Genomic DNA, 20,653 nt, shown 5'->3' with positions numbered 1-20,653 from the left:
AGCCGATGACGAAGTCCCTGTCCTGGAAACAATGGCTGGCAGCCTCCGTCGCCGTGCTCTGTGTGTTGGCAGCCGTCGCCTGGCACCAGATGTCCAGCCGCCACGCCAGTGAGCGCTATGGCAGCCTTACCCTGCTGATCCCCGACTCCATGGCCATGGATGCGCCCGAAGTCAGCATCTGGACACAGGCGGCCGCAGAGCGCGGCGTGCTTCTGACGCCGCTGTCCATCAGCACCTGGATGCGTGGGGTGAACTATGGCGCCAAGGCAGCTCAGCAAGCCGTCATCATTCCGGATACATTCCACCGCCGCATATCCGACGCCGCCGCGCAGACGCTGATGGACGTGGTGCATGCCGGTGGCAAGGCCATGGTGGTGCAGGATGGGGGTCTGCTGGACGAACGCGGTTACTACAGCCCCGGGCAGGCGCGCTTTTCCGCCATGCTGGGCGTGCGCTATGGCGACTACGGCCAGTACAAGGAGAACCTGTCCGACTATGACGAAATCATGGGCTCTGCCTCCACCATGGAAGCCCTGGGCATACCGCCAGGCCGCTATCTCAATGCCAAGGCGGCGGCCAGCCTGACATCGATTGCCGCATCCGATCTGGCGCGCGCGAACCCGCAGTTCGACACCTTTGTTGCAGGCTATACCAAGGATTCCCAGCGCTTTGCGGTCCTGAAGACAGACCGCCCTGCGGCACCACGCATCCTGCTCCAGTCTGCCGACGGCAACGTGGTGGCAAGCATTCACCGCTGGGGCCAGGGCGAGGCGATGTTCGTCAACCTTCCCCTCACCTACCTGCTCGAACGTACCGACGGCATTTTTCTTCATGGGTTCCTGGCCTACTTCTCCAGCGAGATGGCCCGGCAGCCATCACTGCTGGCTACGCCCGATGGCATTGGCTCCCTGGTCCTGAACTGGCACAACGATGACCGCAAGGCCATCGGCTTTCTGCATACCCTGCAGGATGAGGGCATCTTTGACCATGGCCACCAGTCCATGCATTTCACTGCCGGCCCCGATGTGAACCGGGAAGGCGATGGCCTGGGCATGGACCTTGAACACAACCAGGACGCGCAGGAGATGATTCAGAAGCTGCGCAACCAGGGCCACACCATCGGCAACCATGGCGGATGGATCCACAACTATTTCGGCGCCAATGCCAACGACCGCAATGGTGACGACTTCGAGCAATACCTGGATCTGAACAACCAGGCCGTGACCCAGGCCAACGGCGGCCAGGAGCCCAAGGAATACTCCGCGCCGACCGGCAACCAGCCCCTGTGGGTGTATGACTGGATGTCTGCCCATGGGGTGCAGGCCTACTACACCTCCGGCAGCGTGGGCATGCCACCGACCCGCCTGTGGCTGGGGTTTCGACAGGTCGCCGATGCCTGGGCATTCCCCGTGCTGACCTATGGCCAGGTGGCGTCGGCCGAAGAGGCCTCGTTCCAGCACATGTCCGTCAATGAATTCGGGCAATGGCTGCAGCAGCTTGCCCGGTTCATTGAACAGACACGAACCATCCGGCTGAGTTATTTTCACCCCATCGGCGCCGTCAGCTACCTGCCGGCCGTCAAGGCGTATATAGAGACCATGCAGGGCTGTGCAGACCGCGCGCAATGCCAGTTCATATCGATGACCGAAGCTGCCGACTTTCTCAGCAGCCGGGCGCAGGTGCAGTGGTCATTGCAGGAGCAGGGCGACGACGACGTCCTGACGGCCTCCCATCCCCAATCCCTCGCCTCCATGGCCTGGTCGATTCCCAAAGCCCGGTATTCCGGCGTCCAGATACAGTCCGGGGAGGCGAATGTGCAAGGCACAGACCAGACCTGGCTGGTGCGCGCAAAAGCCGGCCAACAACTCATAATGGTATTGCACCGTCTTCCATGACATCACCCACCCGCTCATCCGTTGTAGCCATCATGGGCACCCGCCCCGAAATCATCAAGATGGCACCTGTCGTCCTCGCACTGCGCGAACAGGGCATACCGACCCATGTGCTGCATACCGGGCAGCACGAAGAGATGGCCTGGCCGCTGTATGAATTCTTCGGTATCCAGCCAGAGGAAATCATCCGTCTCAAGCGCGAAGTACCCACCTTGCCGGCCCTGGCAAGCGAGTTGATGTCGGCCATCGGCACGCAGCTCTCCCGCCTGCAGCCCGCAGCCGCCTTGGTGCACGGTGACACCAGCAGCGCTGCCATGGGAGCGCTGGCCGCCGCGTTTTTGCAGATTCCCGTGGGCCATGTGGAAGCGGGTCTGCGTTCGGGACGCATGGATGAGCCCTTCCCCGAAGAAATCAACCGCAGCCTGATCGGTCGCGTCAGCCACTGGCACTTTGCGCCGACTGCCCAGGCCAGCAGCAACCTGGAAAAGGAAAATGTACCGGGCACGATCTCCATCGTCGGCAACACCGTGGTGGATGCCGTACTGCTGGCGGCACAGCATGTGCGCGCCCAGCGTCTGGCGGGCCAGCCCATCGCCAACCCGGACTTCCAGTGGTTTCTGGACAGCGGCCTGCGCAAGCTCGTGCTGGTCACCGCCCACCGGCGCGAAAACTGGGGGGCGCCCATGGAACAGATCGCCAGTGCCGTGGCCACCCTGCTGCAGCAATGCCCGGATGCCGCCGTCATCTGGCCCCTGCACCTCAACCCTCTGGTACAGCAGAGCGTGCGCGCCGTCCATGCCGCCAGCACGCCCGATATCCAGCAACGCTGGCGCCTCACCGCGCCGCTCGACTATCCTCCCATGGTAGAAATCATGGATGCCGCCAACCTGCTGCTCACCGACTCGGGAGGCATTCAGGAGGAAGGGCTGTCTCTGCACAAGCCCTTGCTGGTGATGCGCGATGTCACCGAGCGCCCGGAGGTCATTACCTGCGGCGGCGGATTGCTGGTCGGTACCGACCCGCTGCGTATCGTGTCGGCTGCAGCCAGCGTTCTGGCCGATGGTCGCCTACCCGGCCTTGCCTCCACCCAAGGGCAGGCCAATCCTTTTGGCGACGGAACCAGCGGCGCCCAGATTGCCGCCGTCTTGCACAGACACCTGCACAACGCTCCTGCCGCAACCCCCAACAACCGATCACTATGAAGCATCTCACCACCCTTGCATTCGTGGGACTGAGCGTAGCCAGTCTGTGGATGCCCGGCATCTCATCCGCCCAGACCGCAGAAGGCGAAGCTGCGGCGCCCACAGCCACGGCGCCCGAAGCGGCGCCAGCGCCAGCACCACCCGCTGATTTCGAGCCCGGGCGCCGTGGCCGGGTGGACGTCGGCATGGGGTATTCCACGCTGACGGGTGGCAACAGCAATTGGAACGACCAGTTCGTCCGTGGCCATATAGGACTCAAGCCCGGAACCACCTTGAACTGGGATCTGTCCAGCCAGCGCCACTTCGACGAGCGTGGCACGGTCGGCGCCCTGTCGCTGACCCATACCCTGTCGCCCTGGTGGTACATGTCCGTCGGCGCCAGCGCGGGCTCTGCCGATTTTCAGAACAAGTACCGGGGTGACATTGCCATCTACCGCAAATGGACCGACACCCAGCAGTGGGTCACCGGCCTGGCATTGATGAAATCTGCCAGCCGTGACGGCGTCCATCGCGACACCGGCGTCACCGCATCGGTGGCGTACTACTCCACCAATGCATGGGTTGCCGAAGGCGGCGTGGTCTACAACAAGTCCAACCCCGGTGCGGTCGATGGCTTTCGCGGCTTTGCAGCGCTGACCCTGGGCACCGAGAAGCAGCACTATTTCACGGCGCGCATCGACCATGGCAAGGAAGGCTATCTGCCCACCGGCGCCATCGCCGACAGCGGCAACCATGTCGGCTTTCAATCCACCGAACTCAGCCTGCAGTGGCGCCAGTGGCTGGCAAAGGATTGGGGATACGTCGTGGGCGGGCAGTTCTATCGCAACCCCTACTACAACCGCAAGGGACTGAGCGCCGCGCTTTTCTTTGATTTCTAGGACCCAGCAACGTGCCACACCTTCGCATGACCCGTCAGCATCGCGGGCTCAGAAGCTATATCTGGACCTGGCAACACGCCATCCAGCTTGTGCTGCTGCTGGCCGTTTTCTGGCTGGTGCTGTGGTGGGGTGCGCCGCTGGCGGTGCAGCTGTGGTCGCAGGTGTTGGCATGGGCGTGGCCGCACCTGGGCCTGGGGGATGCGAGCGATGTGCAGGCCTCTGTCGTGTCCTTCCTGTGGCTGTCCGTCGAAGTGGTGCGCACGCGTTTCTATGTGCCGCCCCCCAGTCTCCTGCAATGGTGGCTGGGGGCCGGTATATCCGCCGCCCTGATGGCCATTTCGCTGCTCCTGTCCCGGGAGCGCCTGCCACTGATCTACGGCCTGCGCATCGTTGCCGTTCTGGCGATCGTCGGCCTGTTGTCCTATGAGTTCTTCCCGGCCCTCGCCGTGAGTGATGTCAATCGCCTGCTGGCAGACAACATCCTGGACATGGGCCTGGCCATGCTGTGGCTGCTGCCGGCCGTGCATGCCCTGGTGCTGTACATCTTTCCGATGCCGGTGCTGTACAAGATAGGTGCCACGCTCGCTGGGCTGCTGTTCCTGGTCGTCAGCATTCCGCTGCAGGCGGCGTCCCTGGCCTGGCTGGCACAGCAATGCAGTCTGCTGGTGGCGGTGCCTTTGTACATGCTGTTCAGCTTTCTGCCGCAGATTGTGGGGCAGTTGGGCATTTACGGACTGTTCATGAGCCTGGCGCCCTCGCCGGACTATTGAGCGCCCCTGCTGCAACGCACCAGCGCATTCAGCACCCGAAACTGCCAACCCAGGCACAGCCACCTCACATCACTTCGGCAATCGGTGCTTTTCTCATAGCTGTAGAGCCGCTTCGCCGATGCCATCGAAGCGCACGCGGATGGCATCCCCTTTTGCCGCCAGGAGCAAACCGCACCAACTGCCGGTCGTCACCACCGTGCCGGCCTGCACGGTGCCAAAATGGCGGGTGGCATGACGCAGCCACTGCGAAAGCAGCCAGGCAGGGTCCTGCAGCGAATGGCTGCCCTGGCGCTCCACCCATGGCTGTCTGCCCACCTGCACGGCGCAGCGCTGCAACGCCCAATCCCGCGCGTGATAGGGCTGCCATTCGCCCAGCACCAGGGCACCATGGCATAGCAGATCGGCCGCCTTGAGTGCTTCGGGCGCCTGCAATTGCTGCTGCCAGCGCGAATCGACGATCTCGATGCTGACAGCCATTGCGTCCACCAGTGCGACGGCGTCCGCTTCGTCCAGGCGCGCTGCAGCGTCGGCATCCACATCGCGGCCCATGCGCAGTGCTATCTCCGCTTCCACCCCGCGCAGCAGAAAAGGGATGTCCTTGAGATCCGCGTCAGTGCCGCGTACGCCTTGAGGAGGCAGCGGCGCATGGGACAACGGCTGGCTGCGGCTTGCGCCGCCGCTCTTCCAGTGCAGGGGTGCGCGCTCCGTGTCGCCCCACATATGTGCCCGCGCCTGGTGCACGCCCAGCACATCGGCTGCGGACTGTACCTGCGGCCATACGGCAGCATCCAGCGCAAGGCCCGAGACGGTGGCATGTTGCAAGGCATGCGCCAGATCGGTCGGTGCAAAAGCGAGAGGCGAATCGAAGTGCGGCATGGTGAGGAAAACTTTCAAAAACTATATGGTGGCGAACGCCACTTTGAAATATCAATCAAACAGGTTTCAATCCCATATATCGTAGGGACTGATAGCTCTTGTTTTTGATGATTATTTTTTAATCATGATTATGCATATATTGCATTTCACGCCTATCATCCGGCCTTGGACAAGACGGGGGGAGAGAATTTAAGCTATGCATACCTTTTCAACCGCATGGATCGTATGACATCCAACAGCACCCCCGCAGCAGCCTCCAACCATCCGCTGCCTTCGTACCTGGATCCCAAGCACCTGGGCCCCTGGGGCATCTACCTGCAACAGGTCGATCGCGTCACTCCTTACCTGGGCTCGCTGGCCCGCTGGGTCGAAACCCTCAAGCGCCCCAAGCGCGCGCTGATCGTGGATGTGCCGATTGAAATGGACAACGGCACCATCGCCCACTTCGAAGGCTACCGCGTGCAGCACAACCTCAGCCGTGGTCCTGGCAAGGGTGGCGTGCGCTTCCACCAGGATGTGACGCTGTCCGAAGTGATGGCCCTGTCTGCCTGGATGTCGATCAAGAACGCCGCCGTGAACGTGCCTTACGGCGGTGCCAAGGGCGGCATCCGCGTCGACCCCAAGACCCTGTCCAAGGGTGAACTCGAACGCCTGACCCGCCGCTACACCAGCGAGATCGGCCTGCTGATCGGCCCTTCCAAGGACATTCCTGCGCCAGACGTGAACACCAACGGCCAGATCATGTCCTGGATGATGGACACCTACTCGATGAACACCGGCGCCACCGCAACCGGCGTGGTCACCGGCAAGCCTATCGACCTGGGTGGCTCGCTCGGCCGCGTGGAAGCGACCGGCCGTGGTGTGTTCACCGTAGGCGTGGAAGCTGCCAAGCTCTCCGGCCTGGCGCTGCAGGGTGCACGTGTTGCCGTGCAGGGCTTTGGTAACGTGGGTGGCACCGCAGGCAAGCTGTTTGCCGAAGCTGGCGCCATCGTGGTGGCCGTGCAGGACCATACCGGTACCATCTTCAACGCCAAGGGCCTGGATGTGCCAGCCGTGCTGGAACACGTGGCCAATACCGGCGGCGTAGGCGGCTTCAAGGGCGCCGACAAGATGGCCAACGACGATTTCTGGTCTGTGGACTGCGAAATCCTAATCCCCGCCGCACTGGAAGGCCAGATCAACGCCAAGAATGCTGGCAAGATCAAGGCCAAGCTGGTGATCGAAGGCGCCAACGGCCCGACGACCCCTGAGGCCGACGACATCCTGACCGACAAGGGCGTGCTGGTGCTGCCAGACGTGATCGCCAACGCCGGTGGCGTGACGGTGAGCTACTTTGAATGGGTGCAGGATTTCTCCAGCTTCTTCTGGAGCGAGGACGAGATCAACGCCCGCCTGGTGCGCATCATGCAGGAGGCATTTGCCGCCGTATGGCAAGTGGCCCAGGAGAACAAGGTATCGCTGCGTACGGCGACCTTCATCATCGCCTGCCGCCGTATTCTGCACGCACGCGAAATGCGCGGTCTGTACCCATAAAGCAAGGGTTCTTCAATACAGCAAAGCGGCCTTCGGGCCGCTTTTTCGTTGCAGCCATGCGGCCCACCAAACTGGGAGCTTGCTGCTGCCGCGCGCCGGCGATGCTTCCAGTCGCTTGAAGCATGGCTTTCGCAAGTGCGAAGCCTCTGGGTGTGGTTTTGCAGGCAAACCCCATCACGCATCGGGGCCAGGTTCCGTATGGTGGGTCCCTACCGAGAAATATGGAGACTGCCATGCGCATGCTGCGCCGCCACGCCCTTGGAGCCCTGCTGCTGTCGCCACTGATGGCGCTGGCGGCCAGCTGGCCCGAACGCCCCATCACCATCGTCGTGCCGGCAGCCGCAGGCGGCACGACCGACATCGCCGCCCGCGTATTGGCAGAGAAGATGGGCTCTGCGCTCAAAACCAGTGTGATCGTGGAAAACAAGGCCGGCGGCGGTGGCAGCATTGGCACCGCGTTCGTCGCCCGCGCCAAGCCCGATGGCTATACCCTGCTGATGGGCAATATCGGCCCGGTGGCCATCAATTTCAGCCTGTACAAGAAGCTGCAGTACAAGGAGACGGACCTGCGTGGCATCACCAATGTGATCTCGGTGCCCAACATCCTGGTCGTCAACGCCGAAACGCCGGTCAAGAACGTGCAGGAGCTGATTGCCTGGGGCAAGCAAAAGCCACTGACTGCGGCCACCTCGGGTATCGGACAGTCACCACACATGTCCACCGAAATGTTCCGCCAGAAAGCCGGGCTGGATGTGACCCTGGTGCCGCACAGCGGCGCAGCACCTGCCGTGACTGCCCTGCTGGGCAAGCAGACGGATTTCATGATCGACAACCTGCCCAGCTCCATCCCGCACATCAAATCGGGCAAGTTCCGCGCACTGGCCATCACCAGCAAGGAGCGCTCGCCCCAGTTGCCAGATGTTCCCACCATGCGCGAAGCCGGGGTGCCGATGGACGTGACGGCGTGGTTCGACCTGCTGGCACCCGCAGGGACGCCGGACGTCATCGTTCACCGTATCCAGCAGGTGGCGCACGACGCCATGCAGACCGCAGAGATCCGCAGCAAGTTTGCCGAGCTGGGCGGCGTGCCAGGTGGCGAAAGCGCTGCCGAGCACGACGCCTTCATTGCGCAGGAGCGCAAGAACTGGGCGCAGATCGTCAAGGCCGCCAACCTCTCGCTGGACTGATCCTTCCCTCCATTCTTCTTCTGCTGTCATGACTGCTTCCGTATCCGAACAACTGGCCCAGGCCTTTGGCTCCATTCCCGCCATGGTGGAGGCCAACGCCAAAGAGCGCCCGACCCATACCGCCCTGGTCCTGGGCGACACCCAGCTCAACTACGCGCAGGTGGCGCAAGGCATGCGCCAGGTGGCATGCGCCTTGCAACGCCAGGGCCTGCAGCCAGGCGATGTCGTCGCCATCTGCGCCAGCAGCTCGCCCCGCTATGTGCTGGCCTACCTGGGAGCCCTGTGTGCCGGTGTGGTCGTGGCGCCGCTCGCGCCTTCCGCCACGGCAGCGCATCTGAGCGCGATGCTTGCCAATTCCGAAGCAAGGCTGGTGCTGCGCGATGCCGAAGTGGCAGCGCAATGGCCGGTGCAGGAAAGCACCCAGGTGCAATGCATTGCGCTGGACGATGCACCGCAGGCAGGCATGTCCTGGTCTGCATGGCTCCACGGCATTGCCGCTGATGTGCAGCCCGCCCCCATTGCGCCGCAACCTGACTGGCCCTTCAACCTGATCTACTCATCGGGCACCACCGGCGTGCCCAAGGGCATCGTGCAAAGCTGGGGCATGCGCTGGTCCCATGTGCAACGCGCCGTCACCAATGGCTATGGGCCCGACGCCGTCTCGCTGTGCGCCACGCCCCTGTATTCCAACACCACCCTGGTGGCAGCCCTGCCCACGCTCGCATTGGGCGGCACCCTGGTGCTGATGCGCAAGTTTGACGCGGCCCAGTACCTGCAACTGGCCCAGCAGCACCATGCCACCCACACCATGCTGGTGCCGGTGCAGTACCAGCGCCTGCTCGATTGCCCGGCATTCGATGCAGCCGATCTGAGCCGCCTGCAGAACAAGTTCTGCACCAGTGCGCCGTTCAAGGCCTCGCTCAAGGCCGAGGTGCTGCGCCGCTGGCCTGGCAAGCTGATCGAGTACTACGGCATGACCGAAGGCGGCGTGCGCTGCGAGCTGCATTGCCACGACTTTCCGGACAAGCTGCACACCGTGGGGCGTGCCGGCCCCGGTGCCGATATCCGCTTCATCGACGAGCAGGGTAACGAGCTACCGTCCGGCGCCCTGGGCGAGATCGTCGGCGCCTCTGCGGGCATGATGACGGGCTACTACCGCCTGCCCGACAAGACCCGCGAAGCCGAATGGTTCAGCGCCAGCGGCGAGCGCTTCATACGCAGCGGCGATGTCGGCCAGTTGGATGAAGACGGCTTCATCGTGCTGGGCGACCGCAAGAAAGACATGATCATCACCGGTGGCTTCAACGTCTATCCAAGCGACATTGAAAGCGTACTGCTGCAGCACCCCGAGGTGCGCGAATGCGCCGTGGTCGGCGTGCCTTCGGACGCCTGGGGTGAAACCCCCGTGGCCTATGTGGTGGCCCAGCCAGGCACGGGGCCTGCGGCACAGGCGCTGCAGGATTGGCTCAACAGCCGCGTTGGCAAGACCCAGCGCGTGGCTGACGTGGTGTTGGCCGAACAACTGCCCCGCAGCGAGATCGGCAAGGTACTGAAGCGCGAGCTGCGCGAACTGTATGCCCGCACGCACACCAGCGCTGCATGACCTCTCAATTGACGATGGCCCAGGAGACACGGATGCACCACCCCCGCCCTTCCACCATGCGCCGCGCACTGCTCGCCAGCCTGGCATTCGCCGCCTGCTCGCTGCAGCCCGGCCTGGGCCACGCTGCAGACTGGCCCAGCAAGCCCATACAGCTGGTCATTCCCTACCCGCCCGGCGGCAGCGCCGACCTGCTGGGCCGGCCGCTGGCCATGCAGCTGCAGCAGCAGCTGGGCCAATCCGTGGTGCTGGAATACAAACCTGGCGCAGGCGGCACCCTGGCATCGCAGTATGTGGCACGCGCCAAGCCTGACGGCTACACCGTGCTGATGGTGCTGGCCGCCCATGCCATCAACGACAGCCTCTACCCCAAACTGCCCTACGACACGCGCAAGGATTTTGCACCGGTCTCGCTGGTGGCGAATCTGCCGATGATCGTGGTGGGCAGCAGCAAACTGCCAGCCAAGAACATCCCTGCGCTGATCCAGGCCGCGCAGGCAAACCCTGGCACACTGACCTTTGGCTCGGCTGGCAATGGCAATACGGGCCACCTGGCGGGCGAGCTGTTTGCCAGCACCGCAGGGATCAAGATGACGCATGTGCCCTACAAGGGCAGCGCGGGCGTGGTCAACGCCATGCTGGCGGGCGATATCGACCTGACCTTCGACAGCATTTCCACCTCCATTCCGCATGTGCGCAGTGGCAAGCTGCATGCCCTGGCGGTCACCAGCGCCAAGCGGTCAGCGCTGGCACCCGAAGTGCCAACGGTGCAGGAGCAAGGCCTGAAGGACTTCGACATCACCGGCTGGTATGCCGTGATTGCACCTGCGGGCACACCCGCCGACATCACCGCCAAACTGAGCCAGGAAATTGCCAAGGCGCTGAAGAACCCGCAGGTACAGACGCAGCTGGCGGCCAGCGGCTATGAGCCTGTGGGCTCCACGCCGCAGGAGCTGGGCACGCACATTCAGCGCGAAATCGACCGGTGGGCAGCCGTGGTCAAGGCCACGGGCGCGCGGGTCGACTGAACGACTGCGTCTACCGCAAAAGAAAAACGCCCTGTTTCTACACAGGGCATCTTTTCATCCATTCACAGCAGGCACAGAAAACTGCAGATTTCCGCCTCGCAGCTTCCCGCTCAAGACAGCTCGTTCCACTGCTCCCACCCCCGGGCGCGCAACTGGCAGGCGGGGCACGTTCCACAACCATAACCCCAGCTGTGCAGCTGCTCTCGCTGCCCCAGGTAGCAGGAATGCGAGTCGCGCCGCACCAGCTCCACCAGTGCATCGCCACCCAGCGCGTGCGTGAGCGCCCAGGTCTCCGCCTTGTCGATCCACATCAACGGGGTTTCCAGGGTCAACGGCCGGTCCACACCCAGGCTCAATGCCACTTGCAGCGCCTTGAGGGTGTTGTCGCGGCAATCCGGGTAGCCCGAGTAGTCCGTCTGCGACATTCCGCCGACCAGCACGTCCAGCCCACGCCGGTAAGCCAGTGCCGCAGCCAGGGTGAAGAACAGCAGGTTGCGCCCTGGCACAAAGGTGTTGGGCAGCCCGTCGGCCTGCATGGCGATGGCTACGTCATCCGTCATGGCACTGGCGCCCAGTTGGCCCAGCACATCCACATGCAGCAGATGGTCATCGCCCAGTCGCCCTGTCCACTGTGCCTGCATGGCCAGCAACCCCTCGCGCAGCTTGGTGCGGCAGTCCAGCTCGACACGGTGGCGCTGGCCATAGTCGAAGCCCAGGGTTTCCACATGCCCATAGCGCGACAACGCCCATGCAAGGCAGGTGGCCGAATCCTGCCCGCCCGAAAACAGCACCAGCGCTCGCCGTGACGAATTCATGGCGCTGCCACCGCAGGTACGGTACCCTGCCGCATGTTGCGGACGATGGCCGCCAGCAGCACGCCGTACGCAGGCACGAAGAGCAGCAGGCTCACAGCGAGCTTGATGACGTAATCGACCATGGCAATCTCCACCCAGTTCGCGGCCATGAAGGCGTTGTCACTGCGCCAGAAGGCAATGAAGAAAAACGCCACCGTATCCAGTGCCTGCCCGAACACCGAAGCGGCCGCGGGCGCCAGCCACCATGCACGGCTTTGCTGGCGAATGCGGTCGAACACCTGAATGTCCATCAGCTGCCCCAATACATAGGCGGCAAAGCTGGCAAATGCAATCCGGAAGACGAAGCTGTTGAAACCGAACAGGGCATCCATTCCGTTGAAGCGCCCCTCATGAAACAGCACGCCGACAACGTAGGAAACCACCAACGCCGGCAGCATGGCCTGCGCGATGACGCGCCGTGCCGGCCCCTTGCCAATGAGGCGCACCGTCAGATCGGTCGCGAGGAAGATGAATGGAAAGCTGAACGCCCCCCAGGTGCTATGAAATCCCAGCAGCGTGATGGGCAACTGCACCAGGTAGTTGCTGGCGATGACGATGGCGATATGGAACGCCACCAGGAGGGGAAGGTAAAGCGGCACGCGCGATGGCGATGCCTGAACGGGTGTCATGGCAATCCTTTTTGGTGAATGGGGGCGAGGGAACCCATTGGGACGACAAATAATGAGGCCGTTATTGTAGCGGCCAGGACTATTCCCCGCATCGCACTCAGCGCGACCGACGGCGGCAGCTGCGTAGTTGCCCCAGGCAGAACCACCGCACCATGAAAAAAGCCCCGGCAGAGCCGGGGCTTGGCATGGGAGGCAGCTTTCAGCGCGAAGCGGCCAGTGCTTCCAGCGCTGCACGCAGCGCGGCGTCATTGTTTGCCTGCTCTGGCGTGGCCTCGGCAGGCACCTTGCGCAGAATACCGGTGATGCGCCCCGATCCCTGCGTCAGACGGTTGGCATAGACTGCGCCCTCATCCGAGCCATTGCTGAAGCGCCAGCTGCCTTCTCCCTGGTTCACGCTCCAGGTCATCACGAACGAGCGCACTGTATCGCTCGATGTGCTGCTGCGGAATTTGACGCACTGCGTCTTGCCAGCATCGGTGCCCCGGATCATCTGCTCGCAGGCAAACAGGCCGTTATACGACACGGCCATCCCGGTGCTGTACGACGAACCCTGCGTCACGCGCGTCAGCTCAATGGGGTCATGCTCGATCAGCCCTGCCGTGTTGGCGTACACCGCGCTCCACAGGCCCAACAGGGCCTGCGGGCTGTTGTCATAGCCAAACTGAAAGCGTTTCAGTTCCTTTTCGGGCTCACCCGGCAAGGTGATGAAGCCTTGGGTACCGCTGATGAAGCGGATGCGCACATTGCCCGGGCTGCCCCGCTCGACACCGCTTTGCGGCCCGCTGCCCAGATAACGGCCACCTTCATAGCGGCCCAGGCGGGCGTCCACGATATTGTTGTCGCCCAGGTGGCCGGTGGCCATGTAGAACGTCGGCTGGCCATTGCGTTCGTATGCATAGACCTGCATCACTACCGTGTCGTTCTGCACATCGATGGCAAAACCCCGACCGGGCGCACCGTTCAACTCATCACTGATGATCCAGGTGCCTCCCTGGGGGACAAATGCATGGGCCATGCCGGTCACGGCCAGTGCGGCAGCGGTAATGGTGTGTTTGAACATGTTTCACTCCTGCGTTTTCGGCACTGTCGGTTCACAGCGCCATCTTGCAGCGAGTATATCGGCGGGTCGCAGGCAGAACGTGTCAGACCGTTTCAGCGCGGCGTGTCGCCAGTTGGTGACGAAGAACCGTCTTGTGCGCGAGTGCAATCACCGGCGCATCCACCATGCGGCCATTCACCACGCAGACGCCGCCTTGCGCAGCCTCTGCCGCAGCCAGCACCTGTTGCGCCGATTGCAGCTGTGCGCCGCTTGGGGTATAGGCGGCGTTCACCTCGGTCACCTGCATCGGATGGATACATAACTTGCCGCCAAAACCGCCGCGCACGGCGCGTTCGGCGTCAGCCCGCACCACGCTACCGTCTTGCGTGTTGACCGTGACACCATCGATCGGCGCGGGCAATTGCGCACGGCGCGATGCCAGCACCACCGCAAGCCGCACTGGCACCAACTCGGTTTCATCAGCGGCACAGGCCATGCCCGCGTCCACCTGAAAATCCAGATGACCAAATGCCAGCCGCAGCACCTTGGGCGCCTGTGCGATGGTGTCGATGCAATGCAACCCCCACACCGATTCGATGATGGGCACCACCACACCGCCACCGCCCACCGCATCAGCCAGCAACGCCAGTGCAGCAGTCTCCTCGGCCTTGGGCAGAACGGCGCCTGCACAGCCCTGCTGGCATAGCTCGCGCAGCGCCCGTACATCGCCATCAAACCATTGGGTGCCTGGCGCATTGATGCGTACCAGCACCCGTGCGCGCTGCGGCGCAGCCAAGGTCTGCATCACACCCAGCAATGCTCTCCGTGCCGCATCCTTGTCGGCAGGCGCCACTGCATCCTCCAGATCCACGATCACTGCATCGGCACCGCTGGCCAGGGCCTTGCCAATGCGTTCGGGGCGGCTGGCCGGAACGAACAGCCACGATGTGGCACTGGCCAAGGGGTGATTCTCAAATTTCATAGCAAATCAACATTACACAACCCACACCATTCGCAGATTCGGATCGAAAAGGCAGCCCCAGGCTGCCCCGGCGATTGGCGATCAGAATCCGCTCACTCCGCAGTCACCCCTGCAGCGCGGATCACCGTGTTCCAGCGCTTCACTTCGGATTCGAGCAAGGTTTTCAGGCTCTGCGGCGTAGCGCGGTCGGGTGCCACCAGTTCGCTGCTCAGGTCAGCAATGCGCTGCACCACCACCGGGTCCTTCAAGGCCACATTGAGCGCCGCATTGATCTTGTTGATGACTTCGGCAGGCGTACCCTTGGGCGCGTACATGCCATGCCACACCTTCACATCAAAGCCCTTGAGGCCCTGCTCATCCAGCGTGGGAATATTGGGCATCGTCGACAGACGCTGCGGCGTGGTCACGCCGAACACCTTGACGCGATTGCCATCCTTGATGACAGGCGCTGTCTGCGTGGTCTGGTCGCACAGCAGATCCACCTGCCCACCCATCAAATCGTTCATCGCGGGGCCGGCTCCCTTGTAGGGCACGGTGGTGAGCTTCACACCGATCTGGTGCATGAACAACATGCCGCACAACTGCGAGACGGCGCCGATGCCCGCATTGGCCAGAGACACCTTGTCCTGGTTGGCCTTCACGTAGGCAAGCAGTTCCTGAAAATTGCTGGCCGGAAAGTCCTTGCGCGAGAGCAAGGTCATCGGCACATCCAGCACCTGCCCGATGTATTCGAAATCCTTGAGCGGGTCATAGGGCAGCTTCTTGTACAGCGCAGGCGCCGTAGCCATGCCCATGTGGTGAATCAGGATGGTATAGCCGTCGTTCTTGGCACGGGCCACACGGGCGGGGGCAATCGTGCCACCTGCACCCACGGTGTTTTCCACCACCACCGTCTGGCCCAGCGATTTGCCCATGGGAATGGCCAGCATGCGCGCCACCACATCGGTTGGGCCCCCGGCGGAATATGGCACCACCATCACCACCGGTTTGGTCGGCCAGTCTTCGGCCAGGGCCTGGCTGTGAATGGCGAGGCCCGCACAGGCCAGCAGGGCCGCGCCTGCAGTTTTCTTCAGCAACGAATAGCGCATCTTGTCTCCTCGGTTATCGGGTGTGGCAGGTACATGGCCTGCTTGTTGTCTTATACGGCTTGCAGCAAGGTTTCGACCCTGGTCCAATCCCGTACTTTCCACAATTTGTGTACGGCGTTTTGCATCTGTGCAGCAGGCACTTCCTTGCAGAACGCGCCCAGGCGCAGCGCCTTGTCCGTCAGCTCTTCACGGCTGAGGGTATTGCCCGGATCGCCCTTGGGCTCATCGACACGGCCATGCAGCGTGCGGCCATCGGTAGTAGTCACCGTCACCTTGCCGATCCAGCGCCGTGGGTAGGCGGTGTCCACTTCGGCATCCAGCACCATGCTGACCTTGTCGCGCAGCGCCATGGTGTCCTGCGCACGGTAGTCGTTGTCGAATTCGGTCAGACCCGCAAAGCCATGGCGTGCAGCCAGGGCCAGCACCGTTCCCATCGAGAACTTGCTCTGGTGCACCGTGCTCGGATCGACCACGGGCCCCAGCACATCGATGGCAGCCTGGTGCACATGGGTCACCACGCCCGCAATGTCGGGCACCTTCAGCTGGTGCTCGCGCATCACCTGCAGCAGCGCGTCTGCGGCAGGGTGGGTATGGCGGCAGGATGCATGCCACTTGAACGATGTCTCCGCCGTGGCCCAGCGTGTTCCCAGGCCGTCGATCAGCCGGGCCGGGTCGCTGTCGGTGGACATGCCCGCAGCCATGCCCTGCGGCCCGCAGAAGATGTCTGCCGCACCCGTGAAGCCATCGCGTGCCAAATAGGCCGCCATCAGGCCCGCGCCAGCCGCATGCGCAGTGTGCAGTTGCTTGCTGTCGGCCGCCGTGCGCAGAAATTCCCACAGACCCGCCGACTGCGTACCTGCAGAACCAAAGGCGTGCAACATCTGCGCCGCATTGAGCCCCAGCAGATGGCCGACAGCCGCCGCAGCCGCCAGGGTGCCCGCCGTGCCCGTGGTGTGAAAAATCTTGTAATGCGAACGACCCAGGAATTCACCCACGCGGATGCCCACTTCGTACCCCGCCACGCAGGCAGTGAGCAGATCCTTTCCCGATTTGCCCAGCGCCTGCGCAACGGCTACGGCAGGCGGAAACACCACGGCCGCCGGGTGGAACACCGAGCCGTTGTGCACATCATCCTGCTCGGCCACGTGCGACGCGGCCGCATTGGCCATGGCAGCCAGGTAGGGGCTGCTGGTGGCGCCTTGCGGGCCAATTACCTCGGACGGTCCTTGCTGCGGGCCCATGGCCAGTGCGAAGCGGGTGATGCTGGCCACCGGCCGTGCATTGTGGCCTGCAACCGCAGAGCCAAACCAGTCCACCCACAGGTCTTCGGTCTTCTGGATGACTGCCTCGGGAATGTCGCTGTATTTCAACTCGGCAGCAAAGCGGGCCAGTTGGGCCGCGGGCGTGGGTGTTGCGGGGGGTGTTGTCATGGTTCTTGTCTCTCCAACGGGGCATCAGATGCCGGATGCCTTGTGCACTGCGGCCAGCGCATCGGGGGTCAATTGCAGCTCCTGCAGAATCGCTGCGGTGTGTTCGCCTACTGCAGGCACCGGGTCCATGCGGTAGCTGTACTGGTTGTTGCGGCCGGGCGGCAGCAAGGCGGGCACAGCGCCCACAGGTGTTGCCACATCGGCAAAGCGCTGGCGGGCGATGAGCTGCGGGTGCGTCCACAGGCCAGCCATGTCGTTGACGTGTGCGTTGGCGATACCGGCATCGTCCAGCCGCTGCACCACCTCATTCGCCTTGAGGGCGCCGAAGATGCGCAGAATCTCGGCCTGCAAAGCATCGCGATTGGTATTGCGCCGCGCATTGCTGTCAAAGCGCGGATCGGTGGCCAGTTGCGGCGCCAGCAGCACCTGGCCGCAGAAAATCTTCCATTCGCGCTCGTTCTGCAAACCCAGCATCACCGTGCCACCATCGCCCGCCACAAACGGGCCGTAGGGGTAGATGCTGGCGTGCGATGCGCCGGTGCGCGGCGGCGGCGCAGCGCCTTCGAACGCGTAGTACAGCGGGTAGCCCATCCATTCGCCCAGCGCTTCGAGCATGGATACGTCGATGTGGCTGCCCTCGCCCGTCTTGCCCCGCAGCAGCAAGGCGGACAGGATGTTGGTGTAGGCGTACATGCCAGCGGCGATATCAGCCACCGAGATACCTGATTTGCTCGGCGTCTCGGGTGTGCCGGTAACGGAGAGAAACCCCGCCTCGCTCTGGATCAGCAGGTCATAGGCCTTCTTGTCGCGGTAGGGACCGTCTTCGCCATAACCGCTGATGTCGCAGACGATGAGTTGCGGAAACTCGGCATGCAGCGCCTCGTACGACAGCCCCATGCGCGCGGCCGCGCCGGGCGCCAGGTTCTGCAGTAGTACATCGGCCGTGCCCAGCAGTTGTTTCAGCGCGGCGAGCGACGCCGCGTCCTTCAGATCGAGCGCCAGGCTCTCCTTGTTGCGGTTGAGCCAGGTGAAGTGCGATGACTGGCCGCGCACCCGGCTGTCATAGCCGCGTGCAAAATCGCCGCTGCCGGGCCGCTCCACCTTGATGACGCGGGCGCCCAGGTCGGCCAGCTGGCGCGCACAGAAAGGCGCTGCAACCGCGTGTTCCAGCGAGACGACGGTGATCCCATCCAAAGGTCGTGTCATGGCGGGGTTTCTTGATTCAGTGTCCATTGAATAGACAGCGGCACTGGTCTCACAAGAATTTCAGTACAAAATTCGTTTGAAATGCTTGTGTGGTGCGCGCAATCAGCTCACTTTTTTAAATCAGAACGAACGTGGCAGGCCCAGGATGTGCTCGGCCACATACGAGTAAATCAGGTTGGTCGAAATCGGCGCTACCTGGTACAGGCGCGTCTCGCGGAACTTGCGTTCCACGTCGTATTCGCAGGCAAAGCCAAAACCACCATGGAACTGCAGGCAGGCATTGGCTGCCTCCCAGCTCGCCTTGGCTGCCAGGTACTTGGCCATGTTGGCCTGTGCGCCCATGGGTTCGTGCTGGTCGAACAGCTCGCAAGCCCTCCAGCGCATCAGGTTGGCAGCTTCCACCTCGATGAAGGCATCGGCAATCGGGAACTGCACGCCCTGGTTCTGGCCAATCGGGCGGCCAAACACCTCGCGCTCGCTTACATACTTGGTTACGCGATCGAGGAACCAGTAGCCATCGCCAATGCACTCGGCGGCGATCAAGGTGCGCTCGGCATTCAGACCATCGAGGATGTACTTGAAGCCCTTGCCTTCTTCCCCGATCAGGTTCTCTTCGGGGATCTCCAGGTTCTCGAAGAACAGCTCGTTGGTCTCGTGGTTGACCATGTTCAGGATCGGGCGCACCGTCAGGCCCTTCTTCTCGGCCTCGCGCAGGTCCACCATGAAGATCGACATGCCCTCGCTCTTCTTCCTGACCTCGGCCAGCGGCGTGGTGCGCGCCAGCAGGATCATGAAGTCGCTGTGCTGGATGCGGCTGATCCACACCTTCTGGCCGTTGATGACGTACTTGTCGCCCTTCTTCACCGCCGTGGTCTTGATCTTGGTGGTGTCGGTGCCGGTGGTGGGCTCGGTCACACCCATCGATTGCAGACGCCATTCACCGCTGGCAATCTTGGGCAGGTACTTCTCCTTCTGCGCAGCGCTGCCGTGGCGCAGCAAGGTGCCCATGTTGTACATCTGGCCGTGACACGCACCCGAGTTGCCGCCACAGCGGTTGATCTCTTCCATGATGACCGAGGCCTCGGTGAGGCCCAGGCCCGAGCCGCCGTATTCCTGCGGAATCAGCGCCGCCAGCCAGCCCGCCTTGGTGAGTGCGTCCACAAACGCCTCTGGGTAGGCGCGCGCCTCGTCCACCTTGCGGAAATATTCATCGGGAAACTCAGCACACAGCGCACGGATGGCATCGCGGATTTCGTGAAAATTGTTGGAGCTGGTGTGTTCGATCATGGAATCAATCTTGTGAATCAAAAGGCCTTCTGAGCTCTACCAGCAAGCGCTGGCAGCTCTTTTTTCAGGAGTGTTTGCGAAGCATCTTCGTCAGCGGACCGTGGCGGTCGCCTGCATGGTGAGCCAGCCTTCGTGGTCATGCGCCCACAGCTTGATGGTCTTGCCATCGGGCTGCGGCTGGCCCAGCACGGTGAAGGGGTGCAGGTCAAAGGTCGGGCGGACCGCCTTGAATGAAAAATAAGTCAATACGGCGTCAGGCGCATTGCGGCGCAGCAGATCGACCAGCAGGGTTGCAATCAGCGGGCCATGCACGATGAGGCCGGGGTAGCCTTCCTCCTGCGTCACATAGGAGCGGTCGTAATGGATGCGGTGGCCGTTGAAGGTGAGCGCCGAATAGCGGAACAGCATCACCGGATCGGCGTTGACCTCGCGCTTCCAGGCCGCCACGGTTTCGGCAGCGGTAGGTTGCGGCACAGGATCGGTCGGCAGTGCCGCTGCGCGGTAGACGATGTCATGCGTTTCGGTCAGTGCCACACCGCGCTCGTTGCGGTATTCGTGCTTCACCAGCACGAACAGCAACTCCCCGGAGCGGCCCACCTTGTGGTCCACCGACGCAATGCGCGAGATGCGCTCCACGTTCTGGCCAATCTGGATCGGATTGTCCGCATTCCAGTGCAGGCGCCCGCCCGCCCACATGCGGCGCGGCAGCGGCACCGGTGGCAGAAAACCGCCGCGTGCCGGATGACCGTCGGGCCCGAGCAGGCTTTGTCGGGCCATGGGCAGAAAATTCGCCCAATGCCACAGTGGTGGCAGGGCGTCGCCGGCCTGGGGCATCGCATCATCGCGGTCCAGGGTGGCCGACAGGCCAGCCACCGGTACGGCAGCAATCAGGTCGTGCAGGGATTCGGATTTACCAATCCAGCTTTGCAGGTGCGCCACCTGCGCAGGCGTCAGCGCGGCAGCGGATGAGAGGGTTTGCGACATGGTGGCACTGTGGCAGGCTCTGCGGGCCAAAGCAATCACAGAAATTGGAACGCATCCTTTTGCGGCCACGAAGACGAAGGGTTAGCCCGCATACCGCAGCAAGCTGCCCATACGCACCGAAGGAGTCTTTCTTGAAGGCCAACTGCGACCTGGGTACGTGCGATGGAGTGCCCATTTTCGAGTCCACG

General features: G+C 62.9%; 18 protein-coding genes. 8 read left to right on the top strand and 10 right to left on the bottom strand.

What is annotated here, in order from left to right:
* Positions 1-5: 5 nt before the first annotated feature.
* The 4 genes from ACH2DG_RS09735 to ACH2DG_RS09720 are packed head-to-tail and all read left to right on the top strand — an operon-like array spanning position 6 to position 4,742.
* Positions 6-1,895, top strand: coding sequence for a polysaccharide deacetylase family protein (locus ACH2DG_RS09735; RefSeq protein WP_395025780.1), 1,890 nt, complete (start codon positions 6-8; stop codon positions 1,893-1,895).
* Positions 1,892-3,094, top strand: coding sequence for a non-hydrolyzing UDP-N-acetylglucosamine 2-epimerase (gene wecB, locus ACH2DG_RS09730; RefSeq protein ID WP_395025779.1), 1,203 nt, complete (start codon positions 1,892-1,894; stop codon positions 3,092-3,094). The genes ACH2DG_RS09735 and wecB overlap by 4 nt, the downstream gene beginning before the upstream one ends.
* Entirely contained in the window at positions 3,091-3,972 is an 882-nt protein-coding gene (locus tag ACH2DG_RS09725; protein WP_395025778.1) for a YaiO family outer membrane beta-barrel protein, read from the top strand. Before wecB ends, ACH2DG_RS09725 begins: the two co-directional genes overlap by 4 nt.
* Before the next feature lie 26 nt (positions 3,973-3,998).
* The gene (locus tag ACH2DG_RS09720) at positions 3,999-4,742 is read left to right on the top strand and encodes a hypothetical protein (protein WP_395025776.1); all 744 of its coding nucleotides are present in this window, start codon (positions 3,999-4,001) and stop codon (positions 4,740-4,742) included.
* A gap of 93 nt (positions 4,743-4,835) precedes the next feature.
* Here the strand turns inward: ACH2DG_RS09720 and ACH2DG_RS09715 are convergent, their stop codons facing one another.
* Positions 4,836-5,618 (bottom strand): fumarylacetoacetate hydrolase family protein, encoded by a 783-nt coding sequence (locus ACH2DG_RS09715; RefSeq protein WP_395025775.1) that lies wholly within the window; start codon positions 5,616-5,618, stop codon positions 4,836-4,838.
* Positions 5,619-5,843: 225 nt separating this feature from the next.
* On the opposite strand from ACH2DG_RS09715, the gene ACH2DG_RS09710 reads away from it, so the two are divergent.
* From ACH2DG_RS09710 to ACH2DG_RS09695, 4 genes are all read left to right on the top strand, one after another.
* Positions 5,844-7,151: a Glu/Leu/Phe/Val dehydrogenase gene (locus ACH2DG_RS09710; RefSeq protein ID WP_184705103.1), complete on the top strand. Its 1,308-nt coding sequence runs from the start codon at positions 5,844-5,846 to the stop codon at positions 7,149-7,151.
* A 233-nt stretch (positions 7,152-7,384) separates the two neighbouring features.
* On the top strand, positions 7,385-8,338 hold the full coding sequence (locus tag ACH2DG_RS09705) for a Bug family tripartite tricarboxylate transporter substrate binding protein (RefSeq protein WP_395025773.1): 954 nt from the start codon (positions 7,385-7,387) through the stop codon (positions 8,336-8,338).
* A 28-nt stretch (positions 8,339-8,366) separates the two neighbouring features.
* Complete coding sequence (locus tag ACH2DG_RS09700) at positions 8,367-9,941, top strand: class I adenylate-forming enzyme family protein (RefSeq protein ID WP_395025772.1); 1,575 nt, start codon at positions 8,367-8,369, stop codon at positions 9,939-9,941.
* 32 nt (positions 9,942-9,973) lie between these two features.
* Entirely contained in the window at positions 9,974-10,966 is a 993-nt protein-coding gene (locus tag ACH2DG_RS09695) for a tripartite tricarboxylate transporter substrate binding protein (RefSeq protein ID WP_395025770.1), read from the top strand.
* Positions 10,967-11,076: 110 nt separating this feature from the next.
* Here ACH2DG_RS09695 and queC read toward each other — a convergent pair whose 3' ends face one another.
* The 9 genes from queC to ACH2DG_RS09650 form a co-directional block, all read right to left on the bottom strand.
* Positions 11,077-11,781 (bottom strand): 7-cyano-7-deazaguanine synthase QueC, encoded by a 705-nt coding sequence (gene queC, locus ACH2DG_RS09690; protein WP_395025769.1) that lies wholly within the window; start codon positions 11,779-11,781, stop codon positions 11,077-11,079.
* The gene (locus tag ACH2DG_RS09685; RefSeq protein WP_395025767.1) at positions 11,778-12,449 is read right to left on the bottom strand and encodes a 7-cyano-7-deazaguanine/7-aminomethyl-7-deazaguanine transporter; all 672 of its coding nucleotides are present in this window, start codon (positions 12,447-12,449) and stop codon (positions 11,778-11,780) included. Before ACH2DG_RS09685 ends, queC begins: the two co-directional genes overlap by 4 nt.
* A gap of 199 nt (positions 12,450-12,648) precedes the next feature.
* The gene (locus ACH2DG_RS09680; protein ID WP_395025766.1) at positions 12,649-13,509 is read right to left on the bottom strand and encodes a hypothetical protein; all 861 of its coding nucleotides are present in this window, start codon (positions 13,507-13,509) and stop codon (positions 12,649-12,651) included.
* Positions 13,510-13,591: 82 nt separating this feature from the next.
* Positions 13,592-14,470, bottom strand: coding sequence for an HpcH/HpaI aldolase/citrate lyase family protein (locus ACH2DG_RS09675; protein WP_395025764.1), 879 nt, complete (start codon positions 14,468-14,470; stop codon positions 13,592-13,594).
* A gap of 92 nt (positions 14,471-14,562) precedes the next feature.
* Positions 14,563-15,558: a tripartite tricarboxylate transporter substrate-binding protein gene (locus ACH2DG_RS09670; RefSeq protein WP_395025762.1), complete on the bottom strand. Its 996-nt coding sequence runs from the start codon at positions 15,556-15,558 to the stop codon at positions 14,563-14,565.
* A 50-nt stretch (positions 15,559-15,608) separates the two neighbouring features.
* Entirely contained in the window at positions 15,609-16,988 is a 1,380-nt protein-coding gene (locus ACH2DG_RS09665; protein ID WP_395025761.1) for an MmgE/PrpD family protein, read from the bottom strand.
* A gap of 24 nt (positions 16,989-17,012) precedes the next feature.
* The gene (locus ACH2DG_RS09660) at positions 17,013-18,194 is read right to left on the bottom strand and encodes a CaiB/BaiF CoA transferase family protein (RefSeq protein WP_395025759.1); all 1,182 of its coding nucleotides are present in this window, start codon (positions 18,192-18,194) and stop codon (positions 17,013-17,015) included.
* A 120-nt stretch (positions 18,195-18,314) separates the two neighbouring features.
* Entirely contained in the window at positions 18,315-19,481 is a 1,167-nt protein-coding gene (locus ACH2DG_RS09655) for an acyl-CoA dehydrogenase family protein (protein ID WP_395025758.1), read from the bottom strand.
* Positions 19,482-19,571: 90 nt separating this feature from the next.
* Entirely contained in the window at positions 19,572-20,465 is an 894-nt protein-coding gene (locus tag ACH2DG_RS09650) for a MaoC family dehydratase N-terminal domain-containing protein (protein WP_395025757.1), read from the bottom strand.
* Between the last annotated feature and the right edge of the window lie 188 nt (positions 20,466-20,653).

The sequence above is a fragment of the Comamonas odontotermitis genome (assembly GCF_040396735.1).
Lineage (GTDB): Bacteria > Pseudomonadota > Gammaproteobacteria > Burkholderiales > Burkholderiaceae_C > Comamonas > Comamonas odontotermitis_C.
Note: the sequence above shows the minus strand (reverse complement) of the source record. Positions and strands in the feature narration are given on the sequence as shown.

Excerpts from the sequence above, each read along its gene's own strand:
- ACH2DG_RS09650 (WP_395025757.1), bottom strand. The coding sequence starts at position 20,465 with ATGTCGCAAACCCTCTCATCCGCTGCCGCGCTGACGCCTGCGCAGGTG.
- ACH2DG_RS09715 (WP_395025775.1), bottom strand. The coding sequence starts at position 5,618 with ATGCCGCACTTCGATTCGCCTCTCGCTTTTGCACCGACCGATCTGGCG.
- ACH2DG_RS09705 (WP_395025773.1), top strand. The coding sequence starts at position 7,385 with ATGCGCATGCTGCGCCGCCACGCCCTTGGAGCCCTGCTGCTGTCGCCA.
- ACH2DG_RS09695 (WP_395025770.1), top strand. The coding sequence starts at position 9,974 with ATGCACCACCCCCGCCCTTCCACCATGCGCCGCGCACTGCTCGCCAGC.
- ACH2DG_RS09670 (WP_395025762.1), bottom strand. The coding sequence starts at position 15,558 with ATGCGCTATTCGTTGCTGAAGAAAACTGCAGGCGCGGCCCTGCTGGCC.
- ACH2DG_RS09665 (WP_395025761.1), bottom strand. The coding sequence starts at position 16,988 with ATGACAACACCCCCCGCAACACCCACGCCCGCGGCCCAACTGGCCCGC.
- ACH2DG_RS09725 (WP_395025778.1), top strand. The coding sequence starts at position 3,091 with ATGAAGCATCTCACCACCCTTGCATTCGTGGGACTGAGCGTAGCCAGT.
- ACH2DG_RS09710 (WP_184705103.1), top strand. The coding sequence starts at position 5,844 with ATGACATCCAACAGCACCCCCGCAGCAGCCTCCAACCATCCGCTGCCT.
- ACH2DG_RS09680 (WP_395025766.1), bottom strand. The coding sequence starts at position 13,509 with ATGTTCAAACACACCATTACCGCTGCCGCACTGGCCGTGACCGGCATG.
- ACH2DG_RS09675 (WP_395025764.1), bottom strand. The coding sequence starts at position 14,470 with ATGAAATTTGAGAATCACCCCTTGGCCAGTGCCACATCGTGGCTGTTC.
- ACH2DG_RS09735 (WP_395025780.1), top strand. The coding sequence starts at position 6 with ATGACGAAGTCCCTGTCCTGGAAACAATGGCTGGCAGCCTCCGTCGCC.
- ACH2DG_RS09685 (WP_395025767.1), bottom strand. The coding sequence starts at position 12,449 with ATGACACCCGTTCAGGCATCGCCATCGCGCGTGCCGCTTTACCTTCCC.
- wecB (WP_395025779.1), top strand. The coding sequence starts at position 1,892 with ATGACATCACCCACCCGCTCATCCGTTGTAGCCATCATGGGCACCCGC.
- ACH2DG_RS09655 (WP_395025758.1), bottom strand. The coding sequence starts at position 19,481 with ATGATCGAACACACCAGCTCCAACAATTTTCACGAAATCCGCGATGCC.
- ACH2DG_RS09660 (WP_395025759.1), bottom strand. The coding sequence starts at position 18,194 with ATGACACGACCTTTGGATGGGATCACCGTCGTCTCGCTGGAACACGCG.
- ACH2DG_RS09700 (WP_395025772.1), top strand. The coding sequence starts at position 8,367 with ATGACTGCTTCCGTATCCGAACAACTGGCCCAGGCCTTTGGCTCCATT.
- ACH2DG_RS09720 (WP_395025776.1), top strand. The coding sequence starts at position 3,999 with ATGACCCGTCAGCATCGCGGGCTCAGAAGCTATATCTGGACCTGGCAA.
- queC (WP_395025769.1), bottom strand. The coding sequence starts at position 11,781 with ATGAATTCGTCACGGCGAGCGCTGGTGCTGTTTTCGGGCGGGCAGGAT.